Raw genomic sequence first — 26,310 nt, 5'->3', positions numbered from 1 at the left:
AAAAACCCGGACATACCAGGTGGGGGCGGTGCATCCTGGGCAAGTGGCTGGCCGGAGGAGGCGGCAATGGTGATACCCGTTCCCTGGGCCGGGCGGTTCTTCCAGGGCACCGACACCATGCTCGGCCAGCTGCGTACGCTCTTCTTCGGCTTTGTGCTGTTGTGGCCGGTGTTCGGGTTCTGGGCGGTCTGGCGGCACGCCGAGCGCTACGAACTGCAGGCCGCGGTGGTGGCGACGGTGCTGCTCGAGGTCTGGCTCTACCGCGGCTACCGGCGGCAGCGGTTCCCGGCCTGGAGCTGGGTGCCCGAGGGCGTCTGCGTCGCGGCGGTCGCGGCCGCCTCCGACTACGGGCCGACCATCGTGATGTGCTTCCTCTGGGTCAACTTCCGCGCGCTGTACGGCCGGCTCCGGCAGAAGTTGCTGGCCGCCGGGGTGCTGGCGGCCATGATGGTGACCGGGGTGGTGCTCTTCGACGCGGACCGGGACGGCGCCGCGTCGATGCTCATCACCGCCCTGATCGCGCTGACCGTCAACCACGTGCTGGCGCTGGGCAGCAGCGCCCGGGACCGGACCGCCGCCCGGGAGGCGACGCTGGCCTCGGCCGGCGCCGGCCTGGTCGCCTCCACCACCCGGGCCGAGGCGATGGACGTCACGCTGGGCGCGGCGCTGAGCATGGACCGGGCGGTGAGCGGCGCGCTGATCTGCACCGGGGGCGGACCACGGCTGCACGTGGTCGCCGGGGCCGGACACGTCGGCGAGGAGTCGGTCGGGTGGATCGCCGGAGTGACGATCCTGCCGGACGCGACGCGCGCCGCCCTGGAACCCGGCGGTTACCTGATGTCGGTCGGGGAGGACGCCGCGGCGATCGCCGCCGCGCTGCGCCTGCCGCCCCGCCCGGTGATGATCGCCGCGCCGCTCTCCGCGTACGGCGATGTCTTCGGCCTGCTGGTGCTGGCGCTGGACCGGCGGCCGGCCGACGACCTGACGGCGTCCGTGACCACGCTCGCCGGCGAGGCCGCGCTGACCCTGGACCAGTTGCTGAGCCGTTCCCGGCTGAGCATCGTGGTGGAGCACTCGCCGGACGCACTGATGCTGGCGGCCGAGGCCGGGTCGATCCGGTTCGCGAATCCGGCGGCCGCGGCGGTGCTCGGCTGTGACCGCGCGGAGCTGATCGGCCGGAACCTCTGGTCGCTGGTGCACCCCGACGACCGGGCCGCGCTGGCCGATCCGCCGCCCGCGAGCACACCGGGCGGCCGGTCCTGCCGGATCCGGGCGCACGACGGCGTCGAATGGGCCGACGTCGAGGCGATGGTCGAGCAGGTGACCGAGCACGACGGCTCACGCAGCCTGGTGTTCACCGCCCGGGACGTGTCCGAGCAGGTACGGCTGGAACTGGAACTGCGGCACGCGCAGAAGCTGGAGTCGGTCGGTCGGCTGGCGGCGGGCATCGCGCACGAGATCAACACCCCGATCCAGTTCGTCGGCGACAACGTGCGCTTCCTGAACGACGCGTTCGCCGACCTGGGCCGGCTGTACGCGGCCTATCAGGAGCTGGTCAGCGTCGCCCAGCAGGCCGGCGACGTGGCGGCGGCCGTCCAGGAGGCCCAGTCGGTGGCCGACGACGTCGACGTCGAGTTCGTCATGGACGAGGTCCCGGTCGCCATCTCGCAGACCCTGGAGGGGATCAACCGGGTGGCCGGGATCGTGCGGGCGATGAAGGCGTTCGGGCACCCCGGTACCGACGAGAAGACCCAGGCCGACCTCAACGAGTCGATCCGCAACACGCTGGTGGTGGCGAACAACGAGATCAAGTACGTGGCGGACGTGGAGACCGACCTGGCGGACCTGCCCTCGGTGTACTGCCACCTCGGCGACATCAACCAGATCGTGCTGAACCTCGTGGTCAACGCCGCGCACGCGATCGCCGCCGCGGGTCCGGGCCGGGGCACCGTCACGGTCCGCACGTTCCTGGACGGTGCGGACGCGGTCATCCAGGTCGGCGACACCGGCACCGGGGTGGATCCGGAGATCGCCGACAAGCTGTTCGACCCGTTCTTCACCACCAAGGAGGTGGGCACCGGCACCGGCCAGGGGCTGGCGCTGGTGCGGACGCTGGTGACCGACCGGCACGGCGGCACCATCGACTTCACCAGCGAACTGGGCGTCGGTACGACCTTCTCGGTGCGGCTCCCGGTGGGTGTGGCGGGAGGTTCCGAGCCGGCCGGTGAACTGACCGAGGCGGCGCGGTGAGCGACCGCCCGCACGTGCTGTTCGTCGACGACGAGCCGCGGATCCTGGGCGGGTTGCGGCGGATGCTGCGGGCGTACCGGGACCGGTGGGACATGTCGTTCGCCGAGGGCGGCGAGGCGGCGCTGGCGGCCATGCGGGAACAGCCGTGCGACGTAATCGTGTCGGACTACCGGATGCCCGGGATGGACGGCGCCGAACTGCTGGAACGGGTCCGGAACGACTACCCCGGCACCGCCCGGGTGATCCTCTCCGGGCAGACCAACGAGGACAATCTGCTGCACATCATGGTGCTGGCGCACGAGTTCCTCACCAAGCCGAGTTCGCCGGAGCAACTGGTGGCCACGCTGGACCGGCTGATCGGCGTCCGTACCGACGCGGCGGACTTCGTGGAGTCGCTGCCCAGTCCGCCGAGTGCCCTGGTGGAGCTGGTGCAGGCGCTGGACGCCGAGGACGCGTCGCCGGCGTCCGTGGGCGAGATCATCGAGCGGGATCCGGCGGCGACCGCGAAGGTCCTGCACCTGGTGAACTCGTCGGCGTACACGGCCGGCCGGACCGTGAGCAACGTGTCCCAGGCGGTGGTGCTGCTCGGCCTGCACACCGTTCGTGGCCTGGTCCTGATGCACGACCTGATCCGCACGTTCGACGTGGGCGGCGAACTGCCCGCCGGATGGATCGACGGTCTCACCCGGCACTCGGTGGAGACGTCCCGGCTGGCCCGGCTGCTCGCCGAGGGGCAGGACTGGGAGAGTCACGCGTTCACCGCCGGCCTGCTGCACGAGGTGGGCCAGCTGGTGCTGGCGTCCTCGCGGCCCGCGGCGTTCCGTCTGGTGCTCGATTCGTGGCACGCCGCGGCGGACGGATCGGTCGACCTGTGCCCCACCGAACAAGCCGCGTTCGGCGTCTCCCACCTGGACGTGGGCGCCAAGCTGCTCGGCCGGTGGGGACTGCCGGCGCCGGTGATCGAGGCGGTGTCCGGCCCGGCCGGCCCGGACCGGCCCGCGGCGGTCGACGCGACGTGGGCGGTGTCGCTGGCACACGGTGCGGTGGAGGCGGAACTCGGGCCGGTGTGCGGGCGATGCCACGGCGCCGTGCCGGACGACGCCGACGCGCTCGACCCGCCGGCCCGCGACGTGCTCAGCCGATGGCGGGAACGGCTGCGGCGCTGACCCCGGCCGGGTCGAGCACCATCAGCGGCTCCGCGACGCCGTCCTCCAGCGCCGCGAAGTTGCGCAACCGGGTGATCAGCCCGACCGTGACCTCCTGGCCCGGGTTCACCAGCAGCACGTTGGAGCGACTGGTCACCGGCGCCGCGAGCACCATGCCGGACCGCAGGTCGGCGAGCATCACGCCCTGCACCGAACTGGCCAGGGCGGCGGCGGACGTGCTGAGCGCGTCCACCAGGTCCGGGTCGTACACCCGGTCGGCCGAGCGCAGCGTGGCCAGCGCCACGTCCGGCGAGGCGCCCTGGGTGAGCAGGGTGTCGTAGTCGCGCACCAGCCGGAGCAACCGGCCACCGAACGGGATCCGCGCACCGGTCGCGCCGTCGTCGGGCGGGCCGGAGCCGTCGAAGCCCTTGCGGGAGTAGTGGATCGCCTCGGCCACCGGCGCCAGCCGGGGGATCGGCGAGATGAGCTGTTCCGCGACCTCCGGCACCCGGTCGACCATCGCCTGTTCCGCGGGACCGAGCGCGGCGCCGGCGTCCAGCTTCTCGGCCACGATCGGCGGCAGCGTCACCACCCCGAGCTGGGACATCTGCACGGCCAGCTCGATGGCCCAGCGGTCCTCGACCTCGAGCTGGTCGAGGACCGCGGACGCCACCCGCCGCATCCGCGAGGCCCGCCCGAACGCGGCGGGGCTGGCCAGCGACAGCACGTCGGTGAGCGCCTTGACGCTGCCGTGCAGGGTCTGTTCCAGAAGTTCGCGTTCGGACACCAGCAGGCGGTGCTGCGCCACGCAGTCACCCAGCGCGGCGACCATGGTCTCCTGGTCCACCGGCTTGAGGAGCATCCGGAAGACCTGGCCCTCGTTGATGGTCCGGGCCGCGTCGGCCAGGTCCGCGTGGCCGGTGAGCAGCATCCGCGTGGTGGTCGGTGCGGCCTTCCGGGCCGCCGCGAGAAACTCGGCGCCGTTGATGCCGGGCATCATGAAGTCCGAGACGATGACCTCGAACGGCTCCGCCTGGCCGAGCGCGAACAACCCCTTGGCGGCGCCCACGGCGGTCTCGACGGCGAATTCGCGGCGCAGTTGCCGGCGCAGCGCGTCGAGGATGTTCGGCTCGTCGTCCACGAACAGGATGCGGGGCAGACCCGCGGAATTAGTCACGATGGCTCCCAAAACGGTCCGACCGCCTGACGATATCCCGCCGGCCGGACCCGAGGGGGGCAAAGCCGAGGTCTAGAGGCCCGGCCCGGACGTCTGCGGATCGGCGTCCGGGTCGGTGAAGCGGAGACGGTAGACCGCCGGCATCGGCATGCGCCGGAGGAAGGGCCAGTCCGCCGGTACGCCGAAGCCGCGGAGCGCCCGGGACACGAAGGTGCCGTGGCTGCCGGCCAGGACCAGTCGACCGGGGTACGCCCGGGCCAGTGCCCGTACCGCCGCGACCGCGCGCGCGGTGAGCTGGTCCAGGCTTTCCCCGGTGGGCCGGGCGAACGACGGATCGGCCCAGTTCCGGGCGTAGTGCGGAATCCAGTCGTCGGTGAACGGGAGCCCGTCGTCCCACTCCCGCAGCTCCCGGCGGGTGCCGACCGGCAGGCCGAGGGCCCGGGCCGTGGGGCGGACGGTCTGGACCGCACGCAGGTAGGGGCTGGACCACACCGCGGCCGGCCGCAGCGCGGTGAGCGACTCCACCAGCTCGTCCGCCTGCCGCAGACCCTCCGGGGTGAGCGGCCGGGTGAGGTCGTCCGGCCCGTCCCGCGTCGGCGGCACGGAGGACGCATGGCGGACCAGCACCACGTCAGTCAACCCGCCCCCAGAGGTCGTACGGATTCGAGCCGGGGCGGAAGCCGTGTGCCTCGGCCATCTGTGCCGCCTCGGCGAAGCCGTGCGCGACGAACTCGGGAAGGTGGGCGTCGCTGCCGAAGGTGACCGCGTCGCCGCCTTCCTCGTGCCACCAGGTCAGGATCGTCGCGTGCAGGGGCAGCCGGGTGTTGATCTCCAAGGCCCGGCCGGACCGCGCGGTCGCCCGCAGTGCCGCCCGGAACTCCTCCTCGAACATGGCCGGGTCGAACGCCCCGGCCTGCTGCGCCGGCCAGGAGCGGACCGGGTAGTCGATGTGGGCCAGCACCGCGAACAGGTCGCTCTCCGCGACCATCGCCGTCACGCCGGCCAGGTATTCCCGCATCACCTCGGGCGCGTCGCGGTGTGGGTACATACCCCACGGCTCGGCGAAGTCGCCGCGGTCGGGCAGCGTGTGCAGCGAGCCAAGCACGCGGTCGAACCGGCCGGCGCCGAGGACGCCGGCGCAGGCCCCGGCGTGCCGGTGCGGTTCGCCCAGTTCCAGGCCGCTGAGGATGCGCAGGCCCGGGAAGCGGTCGCGGCAGCGGTCGATCGCCTCGAGGTATCCGGCGGCGTCGAACGCCGGCGGCGTCAGGATTCCCCGTGGATCGGCGAGTGCGGTGAGGTGGTCCAGGGCGTACGGCCCGGCCAACTCGATCCGCCACGCGGTGTGGTCCAGGTGCTCGGTGAAGGCGATCGCCGGTAGCCCGATCTCCACGGCGCGGGCGCAGGACAGGTCCATCGATCCAACCAGCCGGGCATCCCAGGACCACTCGGTATGCACGTGACTGTCGGCGGGCAAGAGCGGCACCACGCCCCCTGTCGATAGGCGTGCGGTGACATTACCGGAGAACCCGGCGTGCCGGGGAGCGCGCATCGTCAAGTTCCGCTGCACGGTTGTCTGCACGTGCAGCGGGGTAGATTGAGGATGGCGCGCCGGCACCGACCGGCGGGCCCAGTTCTCCGGAAGAGGTGGATGCGTGGGCGTGGTGCGTCGTGACCGAGTCGCCGGAACCGGGCCCACCGCGCTCCGCATGCAGCTGGGCGCCAGGTTGCGGCGGCTGCGCCAGGTCGCCGGGGTCACGCGGGAAGCGGCGGGCTGGGAGATCCGCGGCTCGGAGTCCAAGATCAGCCGGATGGAACTCGGCCAGGTGCCGGTCAAGGCCCGCGACATCACCGACCTGTGCGCGTTGTACGGCGTGCACCCCGAGGAGCGCGCCGCCCTGCTGGACCTGGCGCAGCGGGCCAGCATCCCCGGGTGGTGGCACCGGTACGGCGACATCGTCCCGCCGTGGTTCCAGTCCTATCTGGGCCTGGAGGAGGCGGCGTCGCAGATCCGCGCGTGCGAGTCGCACTTCGTGCCCGGGTTGTTGCAGACGCCGGAGTACGCCCGTGCGGTGATCCGGCTGGGCCACTCGAACACGCTCACCGGCGACGTGGACCGGCGCCTCGACCTGCGCCGCGACCGTCAGCAGGTGCTCCGGCGCGCGGATCCGCCGATGTTCTGGGTGATCATCGACGAGGCGGTGCTGCGCCAGCGGGTCGGCGGCCCGGACGTGATGCGGGCTCAGCTGGAGTGCCTGATCGAGGCCGCCCAGCTGCCGCACGTCCGGATCCAGGTCCTGCCGTTCCACGCCGGCGCTCAGGCCGCCGGGTGTCCGTTCTCGATCCTCCGCTTTCCCGAGCCGGAACTGTCCGACGTGGTCTATGTCGAGCAGCTGACCAGCGCGGTCTACCTGGACAAGCCGGCCGATCTGGACCATTACGCGATGGTGTTCGATCGCGCCTGTGTGGAGGCCGAGCCGCCGGACAGCACCGTCCCGTTCCTCCGCGCGGTCCGCACCGAACTGGACTGACCCGCGGCGACCGGACGGGCCGTCGCCGCGTGCGGTGGGTCCCGTTCGGCTGACCGCCGGGACCGCGGCATCTCGCCCGAACGGTCCGATTCCGCTATCACTGTGCATATGCACGTGCATACGCCCTTGCTTCCTCAGATGCAGCAGGGCAGCATTACGCACGTGCAGTGATCGCGTGATCGCTAAGGAGGAGCGGATGACGAAGTTCGAGGTCCGCTCGTCCGCTTCCCCGTACTCGGCTGGTGGTGGCTCCCGATGACCGGAACGAGCGAATCGGTGAGCCGGTTCGCAGAAGCCGACTATTGCTACGGCGTCGGCCCGTTGACCATCCGGATCGAGCGGATCGACTGGGGCAGCCCGGTCGTCTACGACGGGGAGAACTGGTATGAGGTGCACGGCCTCGAGATCGGCGTCAACGGCATGGTCATCGGCCGCCGGCAGGCCCTGGTCCGCGGTCGCCGGCTGCCTCCACCCCCCACCGTGCGCCGCCGATAGCCTGCTGCCAGGACGTGGCGGGCAGGGGGAGTCAGCATGGCGGGCAGGTCGCGGGTCGAGCGGAAACTGATCGGCCGCGAACCCGAACGGGCGGTCCTCGCCGGCCTGCTGGACCGGGTGCACGACCGGGGCGGCGCCCTCGTCGTCCGGGGCGAACCCGGCATCGGCAAGTCGGCGCTGCTCGCCGAACTCGCCCACCGGGCGGCCGGATCCGGCCTGCGGGTGCTCACCGCGCTCGGTGCGGAGTCCGAGGAACACCTGCCGTACGCCGGCCTGCACCAGCTGGTACACCCGATCCGGGCGGGCCTCGACGCGCTCCCGGCCGGGCAACGCGACGCGCTGGGCGCCGCCATCGGACTCACCGACACCACCGTGCCGGACCGCCACCTGGTCGGCCTGGCCGTGCTGAACCTGCTCGCCGAGTCGGCCGCGGACCGGCCGGTGCTGCTGGTGGCCGAGGACGCGCAATGGCTGGACCGGCCCAGCACCGACGCCCTGGCGTTCCTGGCGCGGCGGCTGGAGTCCGAACCGATCGTCCTGGTCGCCGCGGTGCGCGACGGCAGCCGGTACCCGCTCGAGGACGCCGGCCTGCCCGGCCTGACCGTCGGCCACCTGTCCGAGGAGGAGGCCGCCACGCTGCTCGACGAGGTGGCACCCGGCCTGGAACCCGCGGTACGGGCGCAGGTGCTGCGCGAGGCGGCCGGCAACCCGCTGGCGCTCACCGAGCTGCCCCGGACCGCGGCCGCCGCCGACACGCTGTCGCCGCTGCCGCTGACCACCCGGCTGGAACGCGCGTTCAGTGGCCGGGTCGGCGACCTGCCGGCCGGAACCCGCACCGCGTTGCTGATCGCCGCGCTCAACGACAGTTCGTCCGCGGACGAGGCGCTGGCCGCCACCGCGGTCCGCACCGGCGCGGCGGCCGGGATGGCCGTGCTGGAACCGGCCGTCGACCTGCGGCTGATCGACGTGCGGGACGGCCGGGTGACGTTCCGGCACCCGCTGATCCGGTCCGCGATCACCCAGGCGGCCCGGGCCGGCGACCGGCTCGCCGCGCACACGGCCCTCGCCGACGTCCTCACCGACCGGCCGGACCGGCGCACCTGGCACCGCGCCCACGCCGTGGCCGGCGTCGACGAGAACGTCGCCACGGAACTGGAGCACGCCGCCCACCGGGCCCAGCGGCGGGGCGGTGCCGCCGCGGCCGTACTGGCCTGGGAACGCGCCGCCCGGCTCAGCGCGACCGACGCCGGTCGGGCCGAGCGACTCCTGCGCGGCGCCGAACTGGCCGGCGACGCCGGCCGGCGGGACGTGGTGCGGCGTCTGCTGGACGAGGCCGACACGCTGGTGCTCACCCCGCTGCAGCGGGCCCGGGTGATCTGGACCCGCGCCGGTTTCGACGAGGGCATGCGGGACGACCCGGTGGAGGCGGCCACGCTCGTCCAGCTGGCCGAGGCGCTCGCCGTCGGAGGCGACACCGAGCTGGCCCGGCGGGTGCTGTGGAGCGCGGCCATGCGCTGCTTCTGGACCGAACCCGGTCCGGAGGCCCGGGACCGGATCCTCCAGGTGGCGCAGAGCCTGCTGGACGCCGGGGACGCGCGACTGCTGGCGGTCACCGCGTACACCGTCCCGCTGGCGCAGGGCGACGCGATCGTCGGCGAGCTGCGCCGGCGGGCCGCCGACCCGGGCAGCGACCCGGAGGACGGCCGCTATCTCAGCAGCGCCGCGCTGCAGGTCGGCGCCTTCGACGTGGCGGCACGCCTGGTCACCGCGCCGCTGGCCGCGCTGCGGGCCCAGGGCCGCCTCGGGCTGGTGGCCCGCGGACTGACCGTCCAGGCCCTGAGCACGGTGCGGCTCGGAGACCTGGACACGGCCATGGCGGCCGCGGACGAGGCGGTCCGGTTGACCCGGGAGACCGAGCAACCGTCCATGTACGGCCTGGCCCGCGCCTGCCAGGCCGAGATCGCCGCGTTGCGCGGACTCACCGATCTGGCCGAGATGCTGGCGGCGGACGCCGAGCGGGAGAGCATGGCGGCCGGCGTCCGGGCGGTGCTGGCCGTCGTCCAGCGCGCCCGGGGCATCGCCGCCCTGGCCGGACAGCGCCCCGCCGACGCGTACGCCCACCTGCGGCGCCTGCACGACCCGGCCGACCCGGCCTGCCATCCGGCGCTGCGCTGGTACGCCATCCCGGACCTGGTGGAGGCGGCGGTCCGCAGTGGCCGGGCCGGCGACCTGACCGGGATCGTGGCGGAGTTGGAGGAGGTGGCGCGGCGCACCTCGTCGCCGGCCGTACACGCCGGACTCCGCTATGCCCGCGCCGTGCTGGAACCGGAGGACCGGGCCGAGTCGCGGTACCGGGAGGCACTGCACGCGGACCTGGTCGGCTGGCCGCTGGAACGGGCCCGGGTCGAGCTGGCGTACGGGGAGTGGCTGCGCCGCCGGCGCCGGATCGCCGAGTCCCGCGCCCACCTGCGTACCGCGCGGGAGATGTTCGGCGCGCTGGGCGCGGTCCCGTGGAGCGAGCGGGCCCGACAGGAGCTGCGGGCCACCGGGGAGAGCAGCCCCCGGCGCGATCCGGACGCCCGTGACCTGCTCACGCCGCACGAGCTGAACATCGCCCGGCTCGCCGCGGACGGCCTGACCAACCGCGAGATCGGGCAGCGGTTGTACCTGTCGCACCGTACGGTCAGCACGCACCTGCACCGGATCTTTCCCAAGCTCGGCGTCACGTCCCGGGCCGAACTGGCCGCCGTCCTGGATCGCGGCCTCGTCGCATGACGTACACCGACGGCGTCGCGTGACGGTCGCCGGCGGTTCCCGCGGCGGCCTAATCTTCGGAGCGGTGCCGGAACAGCTTCGACACCGCAGCGATGGGGAGGCAAGCCGCACATGGGCTTCATCAAGGTCGGTACCGAGAACACCACCGACATCGAGCTGTACTACGAGGACCACGGCGCCGGGCAGGCCGTGGTGCTGATCCACGGCTACCCGCTGGACGGGCAGTCGTGGGAGAAGCAGACCGCCGCGCTGCTGGACGCCGGCTACCGGGTCGTCACGTACGACCGGCGCGGCTTCGGGCGCTCCAGCAAACCCACCACGGGGTACGACTACGACACCTTCGCCGCCGACCTGGACGTGCTGCTGCGCACCCTGGACCTGCGCGACGTGGTGCTCGCCGGCTTCTCCATGGGCTCCGGCGAGGTGGCCCGCTACCTGGGCACCTACGGCTCCGAGCGGATCGCCAAGGCGGCGTTCCTGGCCGAGATCCCGCCGTTCCTGCTGCACACCGAGGACAACCCCACCGGCGTGCCGAAGGACGTCTTCGACGGCATCGCGGCGGCCGCGACCGCAGACCGGTACGCCTGGTTCGACAAGTTCTTCGCCGACTTCTTCAACACCGACGAGAACCTCGGCACCCGGCTGAGCGAGGCCGCGCTGCGGGCGAACTGGGACACCGCGATCGGCTCCGCGCCGGTGGTGGCCGCGGGTGTCGTACCCAGCTGGATCTCGGACTTCCGGGCGGACATCGAGCGGGTCGACGTGCCGGCGCTGATCCTGCACGGCACCGCCGACCGGATCCTGCCGATCGAGGCCACCGCCCGGGTGCTGCGCACCAAGCTGCCCGACGCCATGTACGTCGAGGTCGAGGGCGCGCCGCACGGGCTGCTGTGGACCCACGCCGACGAGGTCAACCGGGCGCTGCTGGAGTTCCTGCGGCGCTGAGCCCCGGGCCGGGTCAGTCCTGCGTGGTGTCCGCCGACGGCACGCCGTCGTTGCAGGTCACGGCCATCCGGACGTACCGGTTGCCGTGCCGGAAGACGGCCCGGGCGACGTCCGCCGGACCCTCGTCGACCTCCTGCACCTTGTACGGCTTCGAGGCCGACCAGGAGAGCAACCGGGCGCTGCCGGACGACGTGCAGGTGGCCCGGACCGAGCCGCCGGTGGACGTCAGCGTCCGCTCCTGCGCCGCCGGCGGTTCCTCCTCTTCGCCCTCGTCCTCGTCCGGCGAGGTGGTGGTCGGGTCCGGGTCGGCCCGGCCGGTCGGTTCGGGATCCGGGTCGGCCGGGTCGGTGGCGTCCGGCGCCACGGTGGGCGTGCCCTCACCGGCCGCGCCGCCGCGCTGGGTGCCGCCGGACGGCTGACCGGTGTCCGGGCCGGGCGCGAGCCCGCGACCGGGAGCGTCCGGTCCGCCGGGCGAGCCGTCCGGACGGGCCCCGGACGGGACCACCTCCGGCACGGCGCCGGCCGGTGCACTCACGACCGGTGGTTCGGCGACGGACCGTTCCGGCTCCCGGTCGCCCGGCAGCAGGAACCACAGCAGCAGGCCCGCGGCGGCCAGCACGGACAGTCCGACCAGCAACGCGGCCCGGCGGCGGCGGGGGGCTTCGGCGTCCGGGGTGGCCGGTCCGGGCTCCGGCGGCGGCGGGCCCGCCGGGGACTCGGCGGCCGGTGCCGGGTCGCCCGGCACCGCGGCCGCGGGCCGGAGCACCGGGTCCGCGACCGCGTCCCCGCCCGCCATCGCCGCGTCGGTCCGTGCGGCGTCGGTCCGTGCTGCGTCGGCCTGTATGGCGTCGGCCTGTGCCGCGCTGGCCTGTGCCGCGCTGGCCTGTGCCGCGCTGGCCTGTGCCGCGCTGGTCTGTGCCGCGCTGGTCTGTGCCGCGCTGGTCTGTGCCGCGCTGGCCTGTGCCGCGTCGGTCTGTCCCGCGTTCGTCAGCGCCGCGCCCCCGGCCAGGGCGGCCGCGGCGGCGGGCCCGTCGGCGGAGCGGGGGCGGGGGAGAAGCACCGAGGGCTGCCGGTCGACCGCCGGTCCGGCGGCGACCGCCGCCGGCGGCGGCAGGTCCTCCACCACCCGCATGCCCGCACCCTGGGCCAGCAGCGCCGCGGTCTCCCGGGCGCTCGGCCGTTGCGTCGGGTCCTTCGCGAGGCAGCGGTTGCACAGCGCGGTGACGTACTCCGGAACCTCCGGAAGTTGTGGCAGCGGCGTCGGATCGATGTAGATGTGCGCCGCCAGCATCTGCGTGGTGCTGTCCGCGCTCCACGGCGAATGCCCGGAGAGCATCTGGTAGAGCAGCACCCCCAGCGCATAGATGTCCGACGCCGGTTCCGTGACGTCGTCCAGGAGCCGTTCCGGCGCCACGTACGCCGGCGTGCCCAGCACCTCGGCGTCCGGGTCGGTGGAGCCGCCGGTGCCGACCGCCGCCGCGATGCCGAAGTCCACCACCTTGACGCCGGACGGCGGCACCATCACGTTGGCCGGCTTGATGTCGCGGTGCACCAGCCCGTCCGTGTGCGCGGCGGCGAGCGCGGCGGCCACCTCGGCGCCCACCCGCATGGCGAACCGTGGCGACACCGGCCCCGCGTCCAGCCGGTCCTGCAGCGTGCCGCCGCGGACCAGCTCCATCACCACGTACGGCAGGCAGGTCCCGTCGGCGTCCGATTCGCCGTAGTCGTACACCTGGGCGATGTTCGGATGCGACAACTTGGCGGCCGCGCGAGCCTCGTCCCGGATGCGCTGCCGCGACTCCGGGTCGCCCGCGTACCGGCCGGCGAGCAGCTTCACCGCGACGGTGCGGCCGAGCACGTTGTCCCTGGCCCGGCAGACCACGGCCATGCCGCCGTTGCCGATCAGGTCCATCACCTCGTACCGCCCGCCGAGCACCTGTGCCACCGCCATGCCGGGCAGTCTGCCGTTATCGACGATCGTATGCATCCCCTGATCCGGGAGTCTGGATTGGACGATACGAACTTGCGACGTCACGCACCCGATCGAGTGACATGACGCAGCGTCGACAATGCATCACCACACAGTACGTCCGCCGTCCACGACGATGTTCGCTCCGGTGAGGTAACTGCTGTGCGGGGAGGCCAGGAAGAGGACGGCGGTGGACAATTCCGCCGGGGTGCCGACCCGGCCGAGCGGCGTGTGCGCACCGAGCCGGCGCAGCAGTTCCGGGTCGCCGCCCTCGCCGGGGAACGCGCCCGGAGTGAGGCAGTTCACCCGCACCCCGCTCGCGCCTAGCTCCACCGCGGCGTACCGGGTGAGCTGGATCAGGCCCGCCTTCACCGCGCCGTAGTACGGCGGATTGCCGGCATCCGGGTCGTCGTAGACCGACGGCCGCGGGCTGACCACGCCGTACATCGAGCCGATCGTGATCACCGACGGCGAACCGTCGGCGGCCGCCCGGACCAGGTGCTCCCGGACCGCGCCGAGAAGCCGGTGGAACGCGGTGAGTGCCAGCTCGGCGGCCTCGGCGTAGTCGGCCGGCGCCGCCGTGCGCAGCGAGCCGGCCCGGCCCACGTGCGCGTTGTGCACCAGCACGTCGAGGCGGCCGGGCAGCGCACCGGCCAGCGCCGCCACCTCGGCGTCGGAGGTCACGTCGCACGGGTGCGGGTGGCAGGTCAGGCCGTCCGCGGCGAGTTCGCCGGCCAGCGCGGCCAGGCGGTCCGGGTTCCGGGCGACCGCCCAGGTCTGCGCGCCGGCCGCGGCCAGCGTGCGGGTCATCACCCGGCCCAGTCGCCCGGTGGCGCCGGTCACCACGGCCACCCGTCCGGTGAGGTCGAACAGCTCCGCCGGGGTCACGACGTCCACCGGCTCGGGTCCAGCAGCGCCCCGGGCACGTCCGGAAGGGCGGACACCACGGCCGCGCGCTCGTCCGCGGACAACGGCGGCCGGACCGCGAGCGACACGTTGCGCCGCACCTGCTCCTCGGTCTCCGCGCCGATCACCACCGACGTCACCCAGGGCAGCCCGAGCACGTACGCCAGGCACAACTCGATCCGCCCGTCCCGGCCCAGCTCGCTCGCGATCAGGTCGAGCGTGCCGACCAGCGTGTCCCGGTCCGTGTCGCTCAGGTGCGGCCAGCGCACCGCCGCACCGGCGGCGAGCAGGCCCTGCAGGTACACGCTGCGGGCGGTGACCACCAGGCCGGGACGCGCGGCGAGCGCCTCGGTCAGGGCGGGGTCCCGCCAGCGCCGGTCGAGCAGGTTGCACGGCAGCTGCACGTAGCCGAGGCCGGGCAGCCCCAGCACGGTGTGCAGTTCGGCCGGTGACTGCACGGAGACGCCGATCCGGTCGGCGACGCCGTCGTCCGCGTACCCGCGCAGGGTGTCCCAGGCCGCGCCGCCGGCGCTGGTCGCGTCCGCGGCCCGGTGCAGCAGCAGGGTCAGCGGGTCGTCGCCGAGTTCGGCGCGGCTGCGCGCGACGCTCTCCGTCACCGCGGCGCGCACCGCGTCCGGCGCGTCGGCGACGCCGCCGAGCGGGGCCACCTTGGTGATCACCCGGAGCGACGGCACCCGGCAGGCCCCGATCCGGTGCTCGCTCTCGCCGTACGCGCGCGCCGTGTCGACGTGCGTCACGCCCAGTTCCGCCGCGGTCCGCAGCAGCCGGGCGGTCGCGTCGTCGTCCGGCATGCCGACCGTGTTCGCGATGCCGTAGGAGCCGCCGAGCTGCGCCGCGCCGAGCACCAGCGCCGACTGCCGGTATCCGTCACGTTCCCGTACCGGCATGGCCATGTCCAGGTCAGCCATCGTTTCCTTTCCGCCGCCGCGGTCCGCGCTATGGTCAGGTCGCCGATCGGCAGACTAGACGTTGTCCACCCCGCCCCGGAGGCACGGGTCACCCGATGCATCACGCGAACTACTACTACGGCCACGGCCACGTCCTCGCCCGCTACTGCGGTCTGGACGAGCCCATGCACCCGCCGCGCATGCAGGGCTACCTGCAGCACGGCTGGAACATCGGTGACGGTCTGGCCCCGGGTGTCCCGTTCGTCGCCGGCAGCCGCCTGCTGGTCTGGTCGGAGGAGACCCGCCGCCGCGCGTTCTCCCAGGGCCGGCGGAACGTCGTCGCGGTCGGGTCACCGTTCGCCTACCTGATGACGATGACCCCCGAGACGGGTACGGAGCCGGAGGGCACGATCTTCTACCCGTTCCACGGCTGGGAGGGGCAGCAGGTCCACGGCGACCACCAGCGGCTCATCGACGAGGTGAAGGCCACCGAGGACGGGCCGATCACGGTCTGCCTGTACTGGAACGAACATCGGGTGCGGTCCATCCGCCGGCTGTACGAGCGGGCCGGGTTCCGGGTGATCTGCCACGGCTACCGCGGATTCTGGTGGCGTGACCACGACCGGGAGTTCCTCGACCGCCAGCTGGCCGAACTGCGGCGGCACCGCCGGGTCGTCTCCAACCGGCTCTGCAGCGCCATCTGGTACGGCGCGCTGGCCGGCTGCGACGTGGCGGTCTACGGCGACCCGATGGTGCTGGAGGCGGGCGACATGACGTTCGGCGGCGAGCCGCGGCTGCGCCGCCAGTGGCCCGAGGTGTACGGCACGCACACCGACCGGGCCGCCTGCCACGCCTCGGCCCGCCGCGAACTCGGTGCCGACATCCTGGCCACGCCGATCGAGCTGGCGTACCACCTGGGTTGGCACCCGCCCGCGGCGCGGGCGGCCTGAGCGCCGCCGGACGGATTCCGAGGTTTTCACCCGTTCTCCCGCGGCGCCGGTATCTGATGGGTGCGGTGACGATCCACACTCGGGAGGAGACCGTTCGTGACAGCGGTGACGGATGACCTTGCCCTCGGCACGGTCGACGATGCGGAGCTGGCGCAACTGGACGCCTGGTGGCGGGCCAACAACTACCTGACGATCGGGCAGATCTACCTGCGCGGGAACCCGCTGCTGCGGCAACCGCTGGCGCCGGAGCACATCAAGCCGCGGCTGCTCGGCCACTGGGGCACCAGCCCCGGTCTCTCCCTGATCTACGCGCACGTCTCCCGCCTCATCCGGCACACCGGCCAGCAGACGATCTACCTGACCGGTCCCGGCCACGGCGGTCCCGCGCTGGTGGCGGCCGGCTACCTGGAGGGCACCTACAGCGAGGTCTACCCGGCGGTGTCCCAGGACGAGGCCGGGATGCTGCGGCTGTTCCGGCAGTTCTCCAGCCCCGGCGGCATCCCCAGCCACGTGTCGGTGACCACGCCCGGCTCCATCCACGAGGGCGGGGAGCTGGGCTACGCGCTGGTACACGCGTTCGGGGCGGTGATGGACAACCCGGATCTGCTGGCGGTTGCCGTGGTGGGTGACGGCGAGGCGGAGACCGGCCCGCTGGAAGGTTCCTGGAAGGGCGTCTCGTTCCTCAACCCGGCCCGCGACGGTGCGGTGCTGCCGGTGCTGCACCTGAACGGTGCGAAGATCGCCGGTCCGACCGTGCTGGCGCGCAAGGACCGGGCCGAGGTGCGGTCCCTGCTGGAGGGCCACGGGTACGAGGTGCTCGAGGTCGAGGGCGACGACCTGCCCGGCATGCACCACCGGTTCGCCGCGGCGCTGGCCCAGGCGTGGGGCCGGATCCGGGACATCCAGCGCTCCGCCCGGGGCGGGGACTGGGACGGCACCCGGCCGCGCTGGCCGCTGATCGTGCTGCGGTCCCCGAAGGGCTGGACCGGCCCGGACCAGGTCGACGGGGTGCAGGTGACCGGCACCTGGCGGTCGCATCAGGTGCCGCTGTCCGGGGTTCGTGACAACCCGGACCACCTGCGCGTGCTGGACGAGTGGCTGCGGTCGTACCGGCCCGAGGAGCTGTTCGACGCGTCCGGTGCGCCGGTCGAGGCGGTGCGGGCGCTGGCACCGGAGGGCAAGCTGCGGATGAGCGCGAGCCCGCACGCCAACGGCGGGGTGCTCACCCGCGACCTGGACCTGCCGGACTTCCGGTACTACGCGGTGGACGTGCCGCGGCCGGCGCAGTTCCGCGCCGAGTCGACGCGCAAGCTCGGCGAGCTGATGCGCGACATCTACTCCCGCAACCCGGACCGGTTCCGGTTGTTCTGCCCGGACGAGACGAACAGCAACCGGCTGGGCGCGGTGTTCGAGGTGTCCGACCGGGCCTTCATGGAACAGGTCAGCGCGGCGGACACCGGCTTGAGCCGGGACGGCCGGGTGATGGAGGTGCTCTCCGAGCACAACTGCCACGGCTGGCTGGAGGGTTACACGCTGACCGGGCGGCACGGCATGTTCGCCACGTACGAGGCGTTCGCCATGGTGAGCGCGTCGCAGACGGTGCAGCACGGCAAGTGGCTGCAGGAGGCGGCGCATCTGCCGTGGCGGGCGCCGGTGCCCAGCCTGAACGTGCTGCTCACCTCGACCGCGTGGCGCAACGACCACAACGGCTTTTCGCACCAGGGCCCGGGACTGATCCAGGTGGTGCTGAACCAGCGCGGGGACGTGGCGCGGGTGTACCTGCCGCCGGACGCGAACTGCCTGCTGTCGGTGGCGGACCACTGTTTCCGGTCCCGGTCGTACGTGAACCTGATCGTGATCGACAAGCAGCCGCAGCTGCAGTGGCTGACCATGGACGAGGCGATCGCGCACTGCGCCCGGGGTGCCGGGGTGTGGGAGTGGGCCGGCACCGACGACGGCACCAGCGACCCGGACATCGTGCTGGCCTGCGCCGGTGACGTGGTGACCATGGAGACCGTGGCGGCCGCCCAGATCCTCCGGCAGCGGCTGCCGGGGCTGAGGGTGCGGGTGGTGAACGTGGTGGACCTGATGGCATTGTCCCGGCCGAAGGACCACCCGCACGGCATGGACCCGACGCTGTTCACCGAGCTGTTCACCGACACGGTCGACGTGGTGTTCTCGTTCCACGGCTACCCGGGCGCGATCCATCAGCTGGTGCACGGGCGGCCGGACGCGGACCGGTTCCGGGTGCGCGGCTTCATCGAGCAGGGCACCACGACCACCCCGTTCGACATGACGGTGCGGAACAAGGCGTCCCGCTACCACCTGGTGATGGACGCGATCAACAACGCCAAGCGGCTGCCGCGCGGGGCCACCGAGCTCAAGCACTGGTGCGCGGCGCAGCTCGCCAAGCACGAGGCGTACGTGGTGGATCATCTCGAGGACATGCCGGAGGTCCGCGACTGGTCGCTCGGCGACTGGGCCCAGCAGGGCTGACCCCGAAGGTCAGGCGAACAGCGTGCCGCCGTACTTCAGCACCACCGCGAGGGCCAGCACCAGCAACCAGATCGTGACGGCCAGGACGTCGAGGTCGGCGTGCAGGAACCGGACGGCCGGCGCCTGGACCCGGGGCGGCAGGTAGAGGTTCCCGTCGCGGAGGTTGACGTGCGTGAGCGACGCGAAGACCAGCGTCGTCGACACCGTGACCAGCAGGCACCACGGGCACAGCGCGCCGATCACGAACATCGACTGGTACAGCAGCCAGTACGCGAACCCGAACCCGAGCGTGTACACCACCTGCGCGGCGCACATGAACCAGCGGGGGAACCGCACACCGCCCAGGCTCGCGACCGCCACCGTGATCACCACCGGCTCGGCGACCAGGCCGAGGAACGCGTTCGGGAAGCCGAACAGGTGCGCCTGCCACGAACCGCCCACCGTGCCGCAACTGATCACCGCGTTGATGTTGCAGGACAGGTCGCTGGCCGGGTCGGCGGCGAGGGTGACCGCGTCCACCGACAGCACGAACGAGGCGATCAGACTGAGGCACGCGGAGAACAACATGGTGCCGAAGATCCAGACGTCCGAGTGCCGCACCGCCCGCAGGCCGGTCAGTGCGGTCACTGCGGACCCGTCGCCGCGGCGGTGATCGCCTGGGTGAGCGGGCCGGCCTGGTAGAGGTCGCCGGTGAACTGCCTGCCGTCGATCCGTACCGTCGGCGTGCCGGAGATGTCGTCCAGCGCGGTCTTCGTCGAGGCGGCCACCCACGCCGCGAACCGCCGCTCGCCGAACTGCGCCACCACGTCGTCCGGGACCTTGGCCGCGCGGGCCAGTCCGGCGATCTCGTCGTCGGTCAGTCCGGCGGTGCCTTCCTCCGGCTGGCGGTCGAACAGCGCCCGGTGGAACGCCGGCAGCTGTGCGGGTGCCCGGTCCGCGACGGTGGCCGCCGCGTTCGCGGTGCGGCTGGAGTATTCGGTGCCGCGGGACGCCTCGTCCAGGAACGCCAGCGGGTAGACCTCCAGCCGTACGGTGCCGGCGCCGACCAGCCGGTCGATCTCGGCGCCGTTGGCCCGCTCGAAGCGCCCGCAGAACGGGCACATGTAGTCGAGGAACACTTCCAGCCGTACCGGCGCGTCCGGGTCGCCGATCGTCAGCGCGCCCGCGGCGGTGGCGTTCGCCGGCCGCACCACGGCGCCGGCCACGGTGTCACCGGACTTCGAGCCGGCGGCGTTCACCACGACGACCACGATCGCCGCGAGCAACGCCACGATCACCAGTCCGCCGCCGGCCAGCACCCACCGCTGCCGGCGGCTGCGCCGTGCCAGGACGGCGGCTTGCGCCTCCCGTACCGCGCGGGAACGCTCACGACCCTGCTTGCCCATGCTCGACCCCCGGGGTGACGTCATCTCCGGGCTCCACCGTCCCGCGCCGAGGCGCCGGTAGGGAGTGGCGAAAGTCCCTGGGTCCCGCCATTGGTCCCGTCCGTGCCGGGGGCACGAGGAAGCCCCGGCGTGGCGACCATCTCGATCTGGTCGCCGCACCGGGGCCGCTCAGGACTGAGGATCAGTGAGGCGATCAGCACGCCGGCGACAGCGAGGACGTAGACGACCAGTTCGGTGGTCTTGAAGGACGGCTTCGTCTCGTCACCGTGCGAGCGGATACGCGAAACGCTCCTGGTGTCGTTGCTTCCGCGCGTGGATGTCGGACCGCGCTTGCCCTCCTGAGCGGCGTCCGGGGTCAGCGGGAGTCGGCCGAGGTGTCGGCGGCATGGTCGGCGCCCGCGTTGGCGCGGCGAGGCCGGCCGTGATGCCCGTGCCAGTCGAGGAGCAACAGCGTGGCGTCGTCGGCGAGGACGGGGCCGGCCACGGCGAGGACGGCGTCGGCCAGGGCACGTGCGGTTTCGCGGGGGTGCAGCGCGGCGAGTGACCGGAGCTTGGCGGGCAGGTCCAGCGCGGCGGCCTTGCGTTCGCGCATGCCGTCGGTGACGACCACCAGGCGGTCGCCGGGCCGCAACGTGACCGTACCTGCGGTGAACGGCGTCTCCGGGAACATTCCCAGCGCGAAGTTCCGGGGCAGCTCCAGCTGGTGCGGGTCGCCATCACGGACCAGGACCGGTGGCAGATGGCCCGCATTGATCATCTCGCATACCCCGGAGTGCAAGTCCAGGCGTCCGAGGACGGCGGTGATGAAGGCGCCTCGGGTCGGACCGTGTTGAGCGACCGCGGCGCTGGCCCGGTCGGCCTGCTCGGTCAGGCTGTGCCCCGCCCGGCGGGAGTTACGCAGGCTTCCCACGCCGAGCGTGGCGGTCAAGGCGCTGGCCACGCCGTGGCCCATGGCGTCGGTGACACTGAAGTGCAGGGTGTCCCGGGCGACGCTGTAGTCGAAGGTGTCCCCACCGATGCTCGCCGCCGGTTCGAGCCAGCCGGACAGGGTGAACGAGCCGCCTTCGCAGGTGAACGCGGCGGGTAGGAGCCGGCGTTGGATTTCCGCCGACAGGGTGAACGCGGTGGTGCGCTGTCCCCACTCGAACAGGTCGGTGTGACGCCGGTTGGCGATCACCACGAACGCCAGCGCATGCGCCGTCCGGGCGATCTCCGTGAGGGCCTGCGGTGCTGGTGCGGCACCCAGGACGACTTCCAGCAGGCCGATGACCTCGCCGCGTTCGGTGACCGGCGCCAGCACCGTCCATCCGGTGCCGGTCGCAACCACGTGCAGTGCCTGGGCTCGCAACGCCTGCTCCTGGTGGCCGCCGTCAAACGGCACCACGGTGGCGAGTTCGCCGTTGTCGCGGCGGCCTTCGGCGGCCGAGTGGAACGCGACGTGTGCCAGCCGGACCAACGCTCGGCCGCTGAGGTCGGCGATGAGGAACGAGATGCTGCGGGCGGGTAACGCCGCGCCGAGTTCCCGGGTGACCGCCTCGACGGCCTCTACCGGCGTGGCAGCCTCGGCCGAGGCCAGCATCCCGGACAGCACCTCGTCGACCGATGGTTCCATGCCGGGCAGCATACGGACGTCCGGCACCCGAGAGCAGAACCTGCACCACCGCGTCGAGTCACCTCGGGAACTGGAGCCGGTCGAGGAAGGACCGGATCACCGCCTGCCATTCCGGGGTCCGCAGCGCCGGCAGATCCGGCGCCACGACCGGATCGACCCCGGGCGCACACACGCCGTAGGTCTGCGGCGCGCTCACCTCGGTGAGGACGTGGTCGAAGTGGAACGACCCCTCGAACCCGAGCCAGACCACGGTGCCGGCCGCCGCGCACGCCACCCGCAGGCAGTGCCCCAGATAGGCGTGCAGGTCGGCCGGCAACTCGTCGAACACCAGGTCGTACTCGGTGACCACCGGATATGGGAACCATCCGGGGTCGTCGCGTTCCAGCGGGTACGTCTGCACCTCGACCGGGGCCGTGCCGCCGGACGTGAAGTCCGGCGGCGACGACTGGCTTCCCGGCACGAAGACACTGATCACCGGCTGCGCCGCGAAGCGCAACCCGGAGGCCAGGTCAGCAGCCACAAATTCCCCGCAGCCTGAGGTCCTCGGGCGTGACGACCTTCGACGACGTGACCCTACCCTGGTACTCGCCTTCCTTCGCGACGAACAGCACGACGGTCTTGCCGTTGACCTCGCCGATGAACCCCTTGTTCCGGATGCCGCCGGTCCCGCCGAGCGTCCAGTCGAAGGTCTTCTGTGGATTGGTCAGGACGGACGACGTCAGGTTCTCGAACGCCTGCCGCTTCGCCTCGTTGCTGCCCGCGTTCGGGATGATGTCGCCGACGAGCCGGCGCATCGCGTGCCCGCCCTCGCTCCGCATCCCCTGGTACGCCGTGGCGACGGTGTCCGTGCTGAACCCGATCGCCGGCGGGCAACCGGCGTTGTGCACCAGCACCGGAGTGTCACCGGCCACCACGTAGTAGGTCTGCAGGTCGGCGACGGAGAAGTTGAAGACCCGCGCCCGCGCGGTCCGTTCCCGCACCGTGTCGATCTGCATCCAGGTACCGGCCGAGGTACGCACCCACTGCCCCGACTCCAGCGCCTCCGCCCGGACCCAGGCGTTCAGGTCCCGCACCCAGAACGGGTGGTTGTGGGTGGCCGTGACCGTGCCGGTCGCCTCGCCCGCCGCGCCGTCGGTGTCCACCGTGACGTCGACGAGCTGCTTGACTCCGACACTGCCGATCAGCGCGGTGACCGCCTTGGCCGCGGTGACCCCGGTGACCGGATCGGTCGCCAGGACCTTGTCGCCGACCCGGATCCGCTCGATCGCCCGGCGGCGGCCGTCGGCCAGCAGGACCGCGGTGCCCGGCGTGAAGCTGCTGCCGCACTTGGCGAGCTGCTCCACGATGTTCTTGACGGTGCGCAGCTTGTCCGCGTTCTTCAGGGCCTTGGCGCCGGAGGCGAGCCAGCCGACGACCGGCACCATGGCGCCGAGCGAGAGCAGACCACCCACCGTGTCACCACGGCCGAACGAGATCGCCGCGTCCGCCGCGTCGCACACCTCACCGGCGCCGGGGACCAGGCCGCACATGCCCAGGACGAACTGGAGCATGTCCAGCATCAGGCCCGGGTTCTCGTCCACGAAACCCTTGAGGTCGTTGAGCATCGAGCAGCCGGGCGAACCCGCGTTGGCCGGTGCGCTGCACTTGGCCGGGTTGGTCAGCACCCCGGCCAGATCCTTGTAGACGTTCACGCACTGCGGCGACAGGGCCGATTCCGGCACCAGGCAGCCCCAGGTCTTGTGGCTGTCCGCCGCGGTCCCGTTACCGCCCGGCCCGGAGCCCGGGGCGGTACTGCGCTGCTGTTCCTCCCATTCGCGCAGCTTGGTGGCGTAGATCGCGGACGCCTGTTTGGCCGCGGCGTCCGCCGCCGCGGCGTCCTTGCCCGCCGCGGTGGCCGACGCGCGGGCGTCCCGGGCGTCCTCCGCCGCGGCCGCGGCATCCGCACTGGCCCGGCGGGACGCGGCGCTCGCCGTCGCCGCCGACTTGGCCGCACTGTTCGCGCTGGCCTGCGCGGAGTTGGCGGCGTTACGGGCGGTCTGGGCGGACCGCGCCGCGTCCTCGGCGGACTGCTTGGCCGCGTCGGCCGAGGCCCGCGCGTTGACGCGGTGCTTCTCCGCTTCGCGCGCCGCGGCGTCGGCCCGGGCCGCCGCCTTGTCGGCGTCGCCCGCGCTGCCGGCCGCGTCCAGCGCCGCCTCCTGCGCCCGGGCGGCGTCCTCCAGCGCCTTCTGCGCGTACTGCTGCGCCTCCAGGAGCAGCTTGCGCACCGTGGCGACGTGGGCGGCCTGTTCCAGGTCACGCTGCGCGGCCTGGTAGCGGGACGTGGTCAGGAAGTAGGAGATGAACGACGCCGGCCCGGAGAGCGCCACCTGCCCGGCGGCCTTGACCTCCGGTCCGCCGGTCTCCATCACCCGGTACACCTCGAGCCGCTCGTCGGCGGTCCGGGCGGTGTGCTGACCGGTGCGCAGGAACTCGTGCGCAGCGGCGGCGTCACCCAACAGCGCCTGGTCCACCGCCGCCTTCAGGTTGACCTGACCGGCCGCGACGGCCGCATCGCGGATCGCGTACATGGCCTGCCGGTCCTTGGTCACCTTCCCGCTGTGGTTGCGGGTGCGCAGGAACGCCTCCACCGTGGCGTCGTCGCCGGTCAGCGCGGTCCGGGCGGCGGTCTTCTCGGCCCCGTCCGGCAACGTGTCGATCAGGTGCCACACCCGCGACCGGTCGTCCTGACCGGAGGCGGCGCGCCGGCCGGTGGTCAGCCAGGTACGCATCTCGACCTCGCCGCCGGCCAGCACGTCCAGCGCGGCGTACTTGGTCCACTCGCCACCGGTGGTGGCCAGCGCCACCGCCGCGCGACGGCCCTTGTCCATCATCTCGGTCGCCGGGGCGCCCACCGCCGCCGCCTCGTTCAGCAGCGTCCGGGTCGACGCGTCGACCCGCAGCTCCTCCGCGGTGTCCCACTGCAGGGCCCGGTTCCACGCCGCCAGCGCGCCGCCGGCGGCCTTCTGCTCCTCCTCCTCGGCCCGAGCGTCCTGCGCGGAGACGATGCCCTGCTCGGTCGCCTCGGTCAGCCGGATCTCGTCCTCCTGGCGGGCCAGCTGCTCCAGCTCGCCCGCCCTGGTGGCCGCCGCCACCGCCACGTTCGCCGCCTCCACCGCGGCGTTCGCCGCCTTGGCCGACTCGGCGGCCGAGTACTGCGCCTGGTCCGCCGCGGCCGCCGCGGCCAGCGCCGCCCGCTGCGCGTTCTCGGCGTGCGTCGCCGCCTGCTCGGCGAACCGGAACGCGTCCGCCGACGCCTGCGCCGCCGACCGGGCCAGCGCCTCGGCCCGGTCCGCCGCGCGATCCGCGGTGGCCGCCGCCGCCCGGGCACTGGCCGCCGCGGCCCGCGCCCGCTGTGCCTGCTGCGCCGACACGCCGGAGTGACGGCTCGCCGCGTCCGCCGCCGAAGCCGCGTCCGCCGCGTTGCGGCCGGCCGCCTTCGCGGCCCGCGCCGACGCCTCGGCCTGGGCCAGCGCCCGGTCCCGCTCCACCTTCACATACACCAGCTCGCGGGCCCGCGCTGCCGCGTCCCGGGCCGCCTCGGCCGCCTCCCGGGCGGTCCGGGCGTCACCGGCGTTCGCCCGCGCCGCCGCGGCGGCACGGTTGGCCCGCGCCGCTGCCTGGGCGGTCAACGATGCCGCCGTCACGGCCCGCCGGGACGCATCCGCCGCGGTCCGGGCGGCCCGCATCGCCGCGTTCGACGCCGCGACCGCCTCCTTGGCGGCGTCCGCCGCGCCCTCGGCCGCGTCCGCGGCCCGGCCGGCCGCCGCCGACGCCTTCGCCGCCGCGCCGCCGGCCGCCTGGGCCTCGGACTGCGCGGCCTGTGCGGCCTTCTTCGCTTCCTCCGCGGCGTTCGCGGCCCGGGTGGAGAACTCCTCCGCGGCCAGCGACTCGCGGGCGGTCGTCTCACCGGCCTGCTTCGCCTGCTCGGTCAGCGCCTTGATCGAGGCCAGCTCGGCATCCCGGGCACGGGCCACGAACTGGCCGGTGGCGATGAACTCCGCCAGCTCCTCGGCCGATCCGTTCAGCGCCTCCTGCGCGGCCGTGTTCAGCACCGGCCCGCTGTTGTTCGCGCCGCCGGTCAGCATCCGCGTCGCGGCCAGCCGGTCGTCGGCGTAGGCCGCCGCGTCCCGGCCGGAGGAGAGGAAGTTCCGGATGTCCTCGGCCGAGCCCGCCAGCGCCTTCTCGGCGGACGACTTCGTCGTCGGCCCGGCGGCGGCCTCCAGCACCCGGTACACCCGCTGACGCTCGTCGGCGGTCCAGGCCGACTCCCATCCGCCGTCGACGAACCGGCGGACGTCCTCGGCCGAGCCGTCGAGCGCACGCAACGCCGCGCTGCGTACCGTCGCGCCGTCCATCGAGGCGAGCACCTGGGCCGCGGCCCGGGCGTCGGCGTCCTGCGCCTGCTGCCGCCCGGTGTCGAAGAAGGTGCGCAGGTCCTGTTCCGACCCGAGCAGGGCGGCCTCGGCGGCCCGTCGCACGGACGGCCCGCCGGACGTCAGGTAGTCGGCGGCGGTCTCCCGGTAGGCCCGGATGTCGATCTCCGCGGCGGACGCCGGCGGGGTCGCCTGCAGCAGCGACGCCGTCACCACCAGGGCGGTCACGGTCGCCGCGCCCCGCACCGGGCGGGACAGCCGCCTGCGGCGGCGGCGTAGTGGGTGGAGGAGAGGATTCAACAGAGGCCCCCGTTTCACCGTGCGACTCGCGGCCGCGGACAGACGTCAGCGCGCTGC

General features: G+C 73.3%; 19 protein-coding genes. 8 read left to right on the top strand and 11 right to left on the bottom strand.

Annotation, left to right across the window (positions count from 1 at the left end):
• Nucleotides 1–66 precede the first annotated feature (66 nt).
• Both LDL48_RS09930 and LDL48_RS09925 read left to right on the top strand, forming a co-directional pair.
• Nucleotides 67–2,250: a two-component system sensor histidine kinase NtrB gene (locus LDL48_RS09930; RefSeq protein WP_225254732.1), complete on the top strand. Its 2,184-nt coding sequence runs from the start codon at nucleotides 67–69 to the stop codon at nucleotides 2,248–2,250.
• Entirely contained in the window at nucleotides 2,247–3,416 is a 1,170-nt protein-coding gene (locus LDL48_RS09925) for a response regulator (protein WP_225254731.1), read from the top strand. Before LDL48_RS09930 ends, LDL48_RS09925 begins: the two co-directional genes overlap by 4 nt.
• Here the strand turns inward: LDL48_RS09925 and LDL48_RS09920 are convergent.
• From LDL48_RS09920 to LDL48_RS09910, 3 genes are all read right to left on the bottom strand, one after another.
• Nucleotides 3,385–4,572, bottom strand: coding sequence for an HD domain-containing phosphohydrolase (locus LDL48_RS09920; protein WP_225254730.1), 1,188 nt, complete (start codon nucleotides 4,570–4,572; stop codon nucleotides 3,385–3,387). The two genes, LDL48_RS09925 and LDL48_RS09920, sit on opposite strands and share 32 nt — an antisense overlap.
• Before the next feature lie 72 nt (nucleotides 4,573–4,644).
• Nucleotides 4,645–5,202, bottom strand: a complete 558-nt coding sequence (locus tag LDL48_RS09915) for a histidine phosphatase family protein (RefSeq protein ID WP_225254825.1) — start codon at nucleotides 5,200–5,202, stop codon at nucleotides 4,645–4,647.
• 1 nt (nucleotide 5,203) lies between these two features.
• Nucleotides 5,204–6,028 carry a PHP domain-containing protein gene (locus tag LDL48_RS09910; RefSeq protein WP_225254824.1) on the bottom strand — a complete coding sequence of 275 codons (825 nt, stop codon included), beginning with the start codon at nucleotides 6,026–6,028 and terminating at the stop codon, nucleotides 5,204–5,206.
• Nucleotides 6,029–6,224: 196 nt separating this feature from the next.
• On the opposite strand from LDL48_RS09910, the gene LDL48_RS09905 reads away from it, so the two are divergent.
• From LDL48_RS09905 to LDL48_RS09890, 4 genes are all read left to right on the top strand, one after another.
• Nucleotides 6,225–7,100 (top strand): Sco1979 family transcriptional regulator, encoded by an 876-nt coding sequence (locus tag LDL48_RS09905; protein WP_372472078.1) that lies wholly within the window; start codon nucleotides 6,225–6,227, stop codon nucleotides 7,098–7,100.
• Nucleotides 7,101–7,355: 255 nt separating this feature from the next.
• Entirely contained in the window at nucleotides 7,356–7,595 is a 240-nt protein-coding gene (locus LDL48_RS09900; RefSeq protein ID WP_225254729.1) for a hypothetical protein, read from the top strand.
• A 36-nt stretch (nucleotides 7,596–7,631) separates the two neighbouring features.
• The gene (locus LDL48_RS09895; RefSeq protein ID WP_225254728.1) at nucleotides 7,632–10,370 is read left to right on the top strand and encodes an ATP-binding protein; all 2,739 of its coding nucleotides are present in this window, start codon (nucleotides 7,632–7,634) and stop codon (nucleotides 10,368–10,370) included.
• 111 nt (nucleotides 10,371–10,481) lie between these two features.
• The gene (locus LDL48_RS09890; RefSeq protein ID WP_225254727.1) at nucleotides 10,482–11,315 is read left to right on the top strand and encodes an alpha/beta fold hydrolase; all 834 of its coding nucleotides are present in this window, start codon (nucleotides 10,482–10,484) and stop codon (nucleotides 11,313–11,315) included.
• A 13-nt stretch (nucleotides 11,316–11,328) separates the two neighbouring features.
• Here LDL48_RS09890 and LDL48_RS09885 read toward each other — a convergent pair whose 3' ends face one another.
• The 3 genes from LDL48_RS09885 to LDL48_RS09875 form a co-directional block, all read right to left on the bottom strand.
• Entirely contained in the window at nucleotides 11,329–13,266 is a 1,938-nt protein-coding gene (locus LDL48_RS09885) for a serine/threonine-protein kinase (protein WP_225254726.1), read from the bottom strand.
• A 123-nt stretch (nucleotides 13,267–13,389) separates the two neighbouring features.
• A complete protein-coding gene (locus LDL48_RS09880) occupies nucleotides 13,390–14,181 on the bottom strand; it encodes an SDR family NAD(P)-dependent oxidoreductase (RefSeq protein WP_225254725.1) in 792 nt (263 codons plus the stop codon).
• Complete coding sequence (locus LDL48_RS09875) at nucleotides 14,169–15,119, bottom strand: aldo/keto reductase (protein WP_225254724.1); 951 nt, start codon at nucleotides 15,117–15,119, stop codon at nucleotides 14,169–14,171. Before LDL48_RS09875 ends, LDL48_RS09880 begins: the two co-directional genes overlap by 13 nt.
• Nucleotides 15,120–15,214: 95 nt before the next feature.
• Between LDL48_RS09875 and LDL48_RS09870 the strand changes: the two genes are divergently transcribed.
• On the top strand, nucleotides 15,215–16,048 hold the full coding sequence (locus LDL48_RS09870; RefSeq protein WP_225254723.1) for a hypothetical protein: 834 nt from the start codon (nucleotides 15,215–15,217) through the stop codon (nucleotides 16,046–16,048).
• A 105-nt stretch (nucleotides 16,049–16,153) separates the two neighbouring features.
• Complete coding sequence (locus LDL48_RS09865) at nucleotides 16,154–18,544, top strand: phosphoketolase family protein (protein ID WP_225254822.1); 2,391 nt, start codon at nucleotides 16,154–16,156, stop codon at nucleotides 18,542–18,544.
• Nucleotides 18,545–18,553: 9 nt separating this feature from the next.
• Here LDL48_RS09865 and LDL48_RS09860 read toward each other — a convergent pair whose 3' ends face one another.
• The 5 genes from LDL48_RS09860 to LDL48_RS09840 form a co-directional block, all read right to left on the bottom strand.
• On the bottom strand, nucleotides 18,554–19,171 hold the full coding sequence (locus LDL48_RS09860) for a vitamin K epoxide reductase family protein (protein ID WP_225254722.1): 618 nt from the start codon (nucleotides 19,169–19,171) through the stop codon (nucleotides 18,554–18,556).
• Complete coding sequence (locus LDL48_RS09855; RefSeq protein ID WP_225254721.1) at nucleotides 19,168–19,953, bottom strand: DsbA family protein; 786 nt, start codon at nucleotides 19,951–19,953, stop codon at nucleotides 19,168–19,170. The genes LDL48_RS09860 and LDL48_RS09855 overlap by 4 nt, the downstream gene beginning before the upstream one ends.
• Before the next feature lie 331 nt (nucleotides 19,954–20,284).
• A complete protein-coding gene (locus LDL48_RS09850; protein WP_225254720.1) occupies nucleotides 20,285–21,541 on the bottom strand; it encodes a PP2C family protein-serine/threonine phosphatase in 1,257 nt (418 codons plus the stop codon).
• A 58-nt stretch (nucleotides 21,542–21,599) separates the two neighbouring features.
• On the bottom strand, nucleotides 21,600–22,061 hold the full coding sequence (locus LDL48_RS09845) for a hypothetical protein (RefSeq protein ID WP_225254719.1): 462 nt from the start codon (nucleotides 22,059–22,061) through the stop codon (nucleotides 21,600–21,602).
• Complete coding sequence (locus LDL48_RS09840) at nucleotides 22,051–26,253, bottom strand: polymorphic toxin-type HINT domain-containing protein (protein WP_225254718.1); 4,203 nt, start codon at nucleotides 26,251–26,253, stop codon at nucleotides 22,051–22,053. The genes LDL48_RS09845 and LDL48_RS09840 overlap by 11 nt, the downstream gene beginning before the upstream one ends.
• Nucleotides 26,254–26,310: the final 57 nt, after the last annotated feature.

Origin of the sequence: Jidongwangia harbinensis, assembly GCF_020216025.1 — a bacterium.
GTDB lineage: Bacteria > Actinomycetota > Actinomycetes > Mycobacteriales > Micromonosporaceae > Actinoplanes > Actinoplanes harbinensis.
The sequence above is the reverse complement of the archived record's forward strand: the minus strand, read 5'-3'. Positions and strand labels throughout refer to the sequence as shown.

Coding starts and splice junctions, on each gene's coding strand:
- LDL48_RS09850 (WP_225254720.1), bottom strand. CDS start 21,541: ATGGAACCATCGGTCGACGAGGTGCTGTCCGGGATGCTGGCCTCGGCC.
- LDL48_RS09885 (WP_225254726.1), bottom strand. CDS start 13,266: ATGGCGGTGGCACAGGTGCTCGGCGGGCGGTACGAGGTGATGGACCTG.
- LDL48_RS09895 (WP_225254728.1), top strand. CDS start 7,632: ATGGCGGGCAGGTCGCGGGTCGAGCGGAAACTGATCGGCCGCGAACCC.
- LDL48_RS09900 (WP_225254729.1), top strand. CDS start 7,356: ATGACCGGAACGAGCGAATCGGTGAGCCGGTTCGCAGAAGCCGACTAT.
- LDL48_RS09870 (WP_225254723.1), top strand. CDS start 15,215: ATGCATCACGCGAACTACTACTACGGCCACGGCCACGTCCTCGCCCGC.
- LDL48_RS09890 (WP_225254727.1), top strand. CDS start 10,482: ATGGGCTTCATCAAGGTCGGTACCGAGAACACCACCGACATCGAGCTG.
- LDL48_RS09930 (WP_225254732.1), top strand. CDS start 67: ATGGTGATACCCGTTCCCTGGGCCGGGCGGTTCTTCCAGGGCACCGAC.
- LDL48_RS09855 (WP_225254721.1), bottom strand. CDS start 19,953: ATGACGTCACCCCGGGGGTCGAGCATGGGCAAGCAGGGTCGTGAGCGT.
- LDL48_RS09875 (WP_225254724.1), bottom strand. CDS start 15,119: ATGGCTGACCTGGACATGGCCATGCCGGTACGGGAACGTGACGGATAC.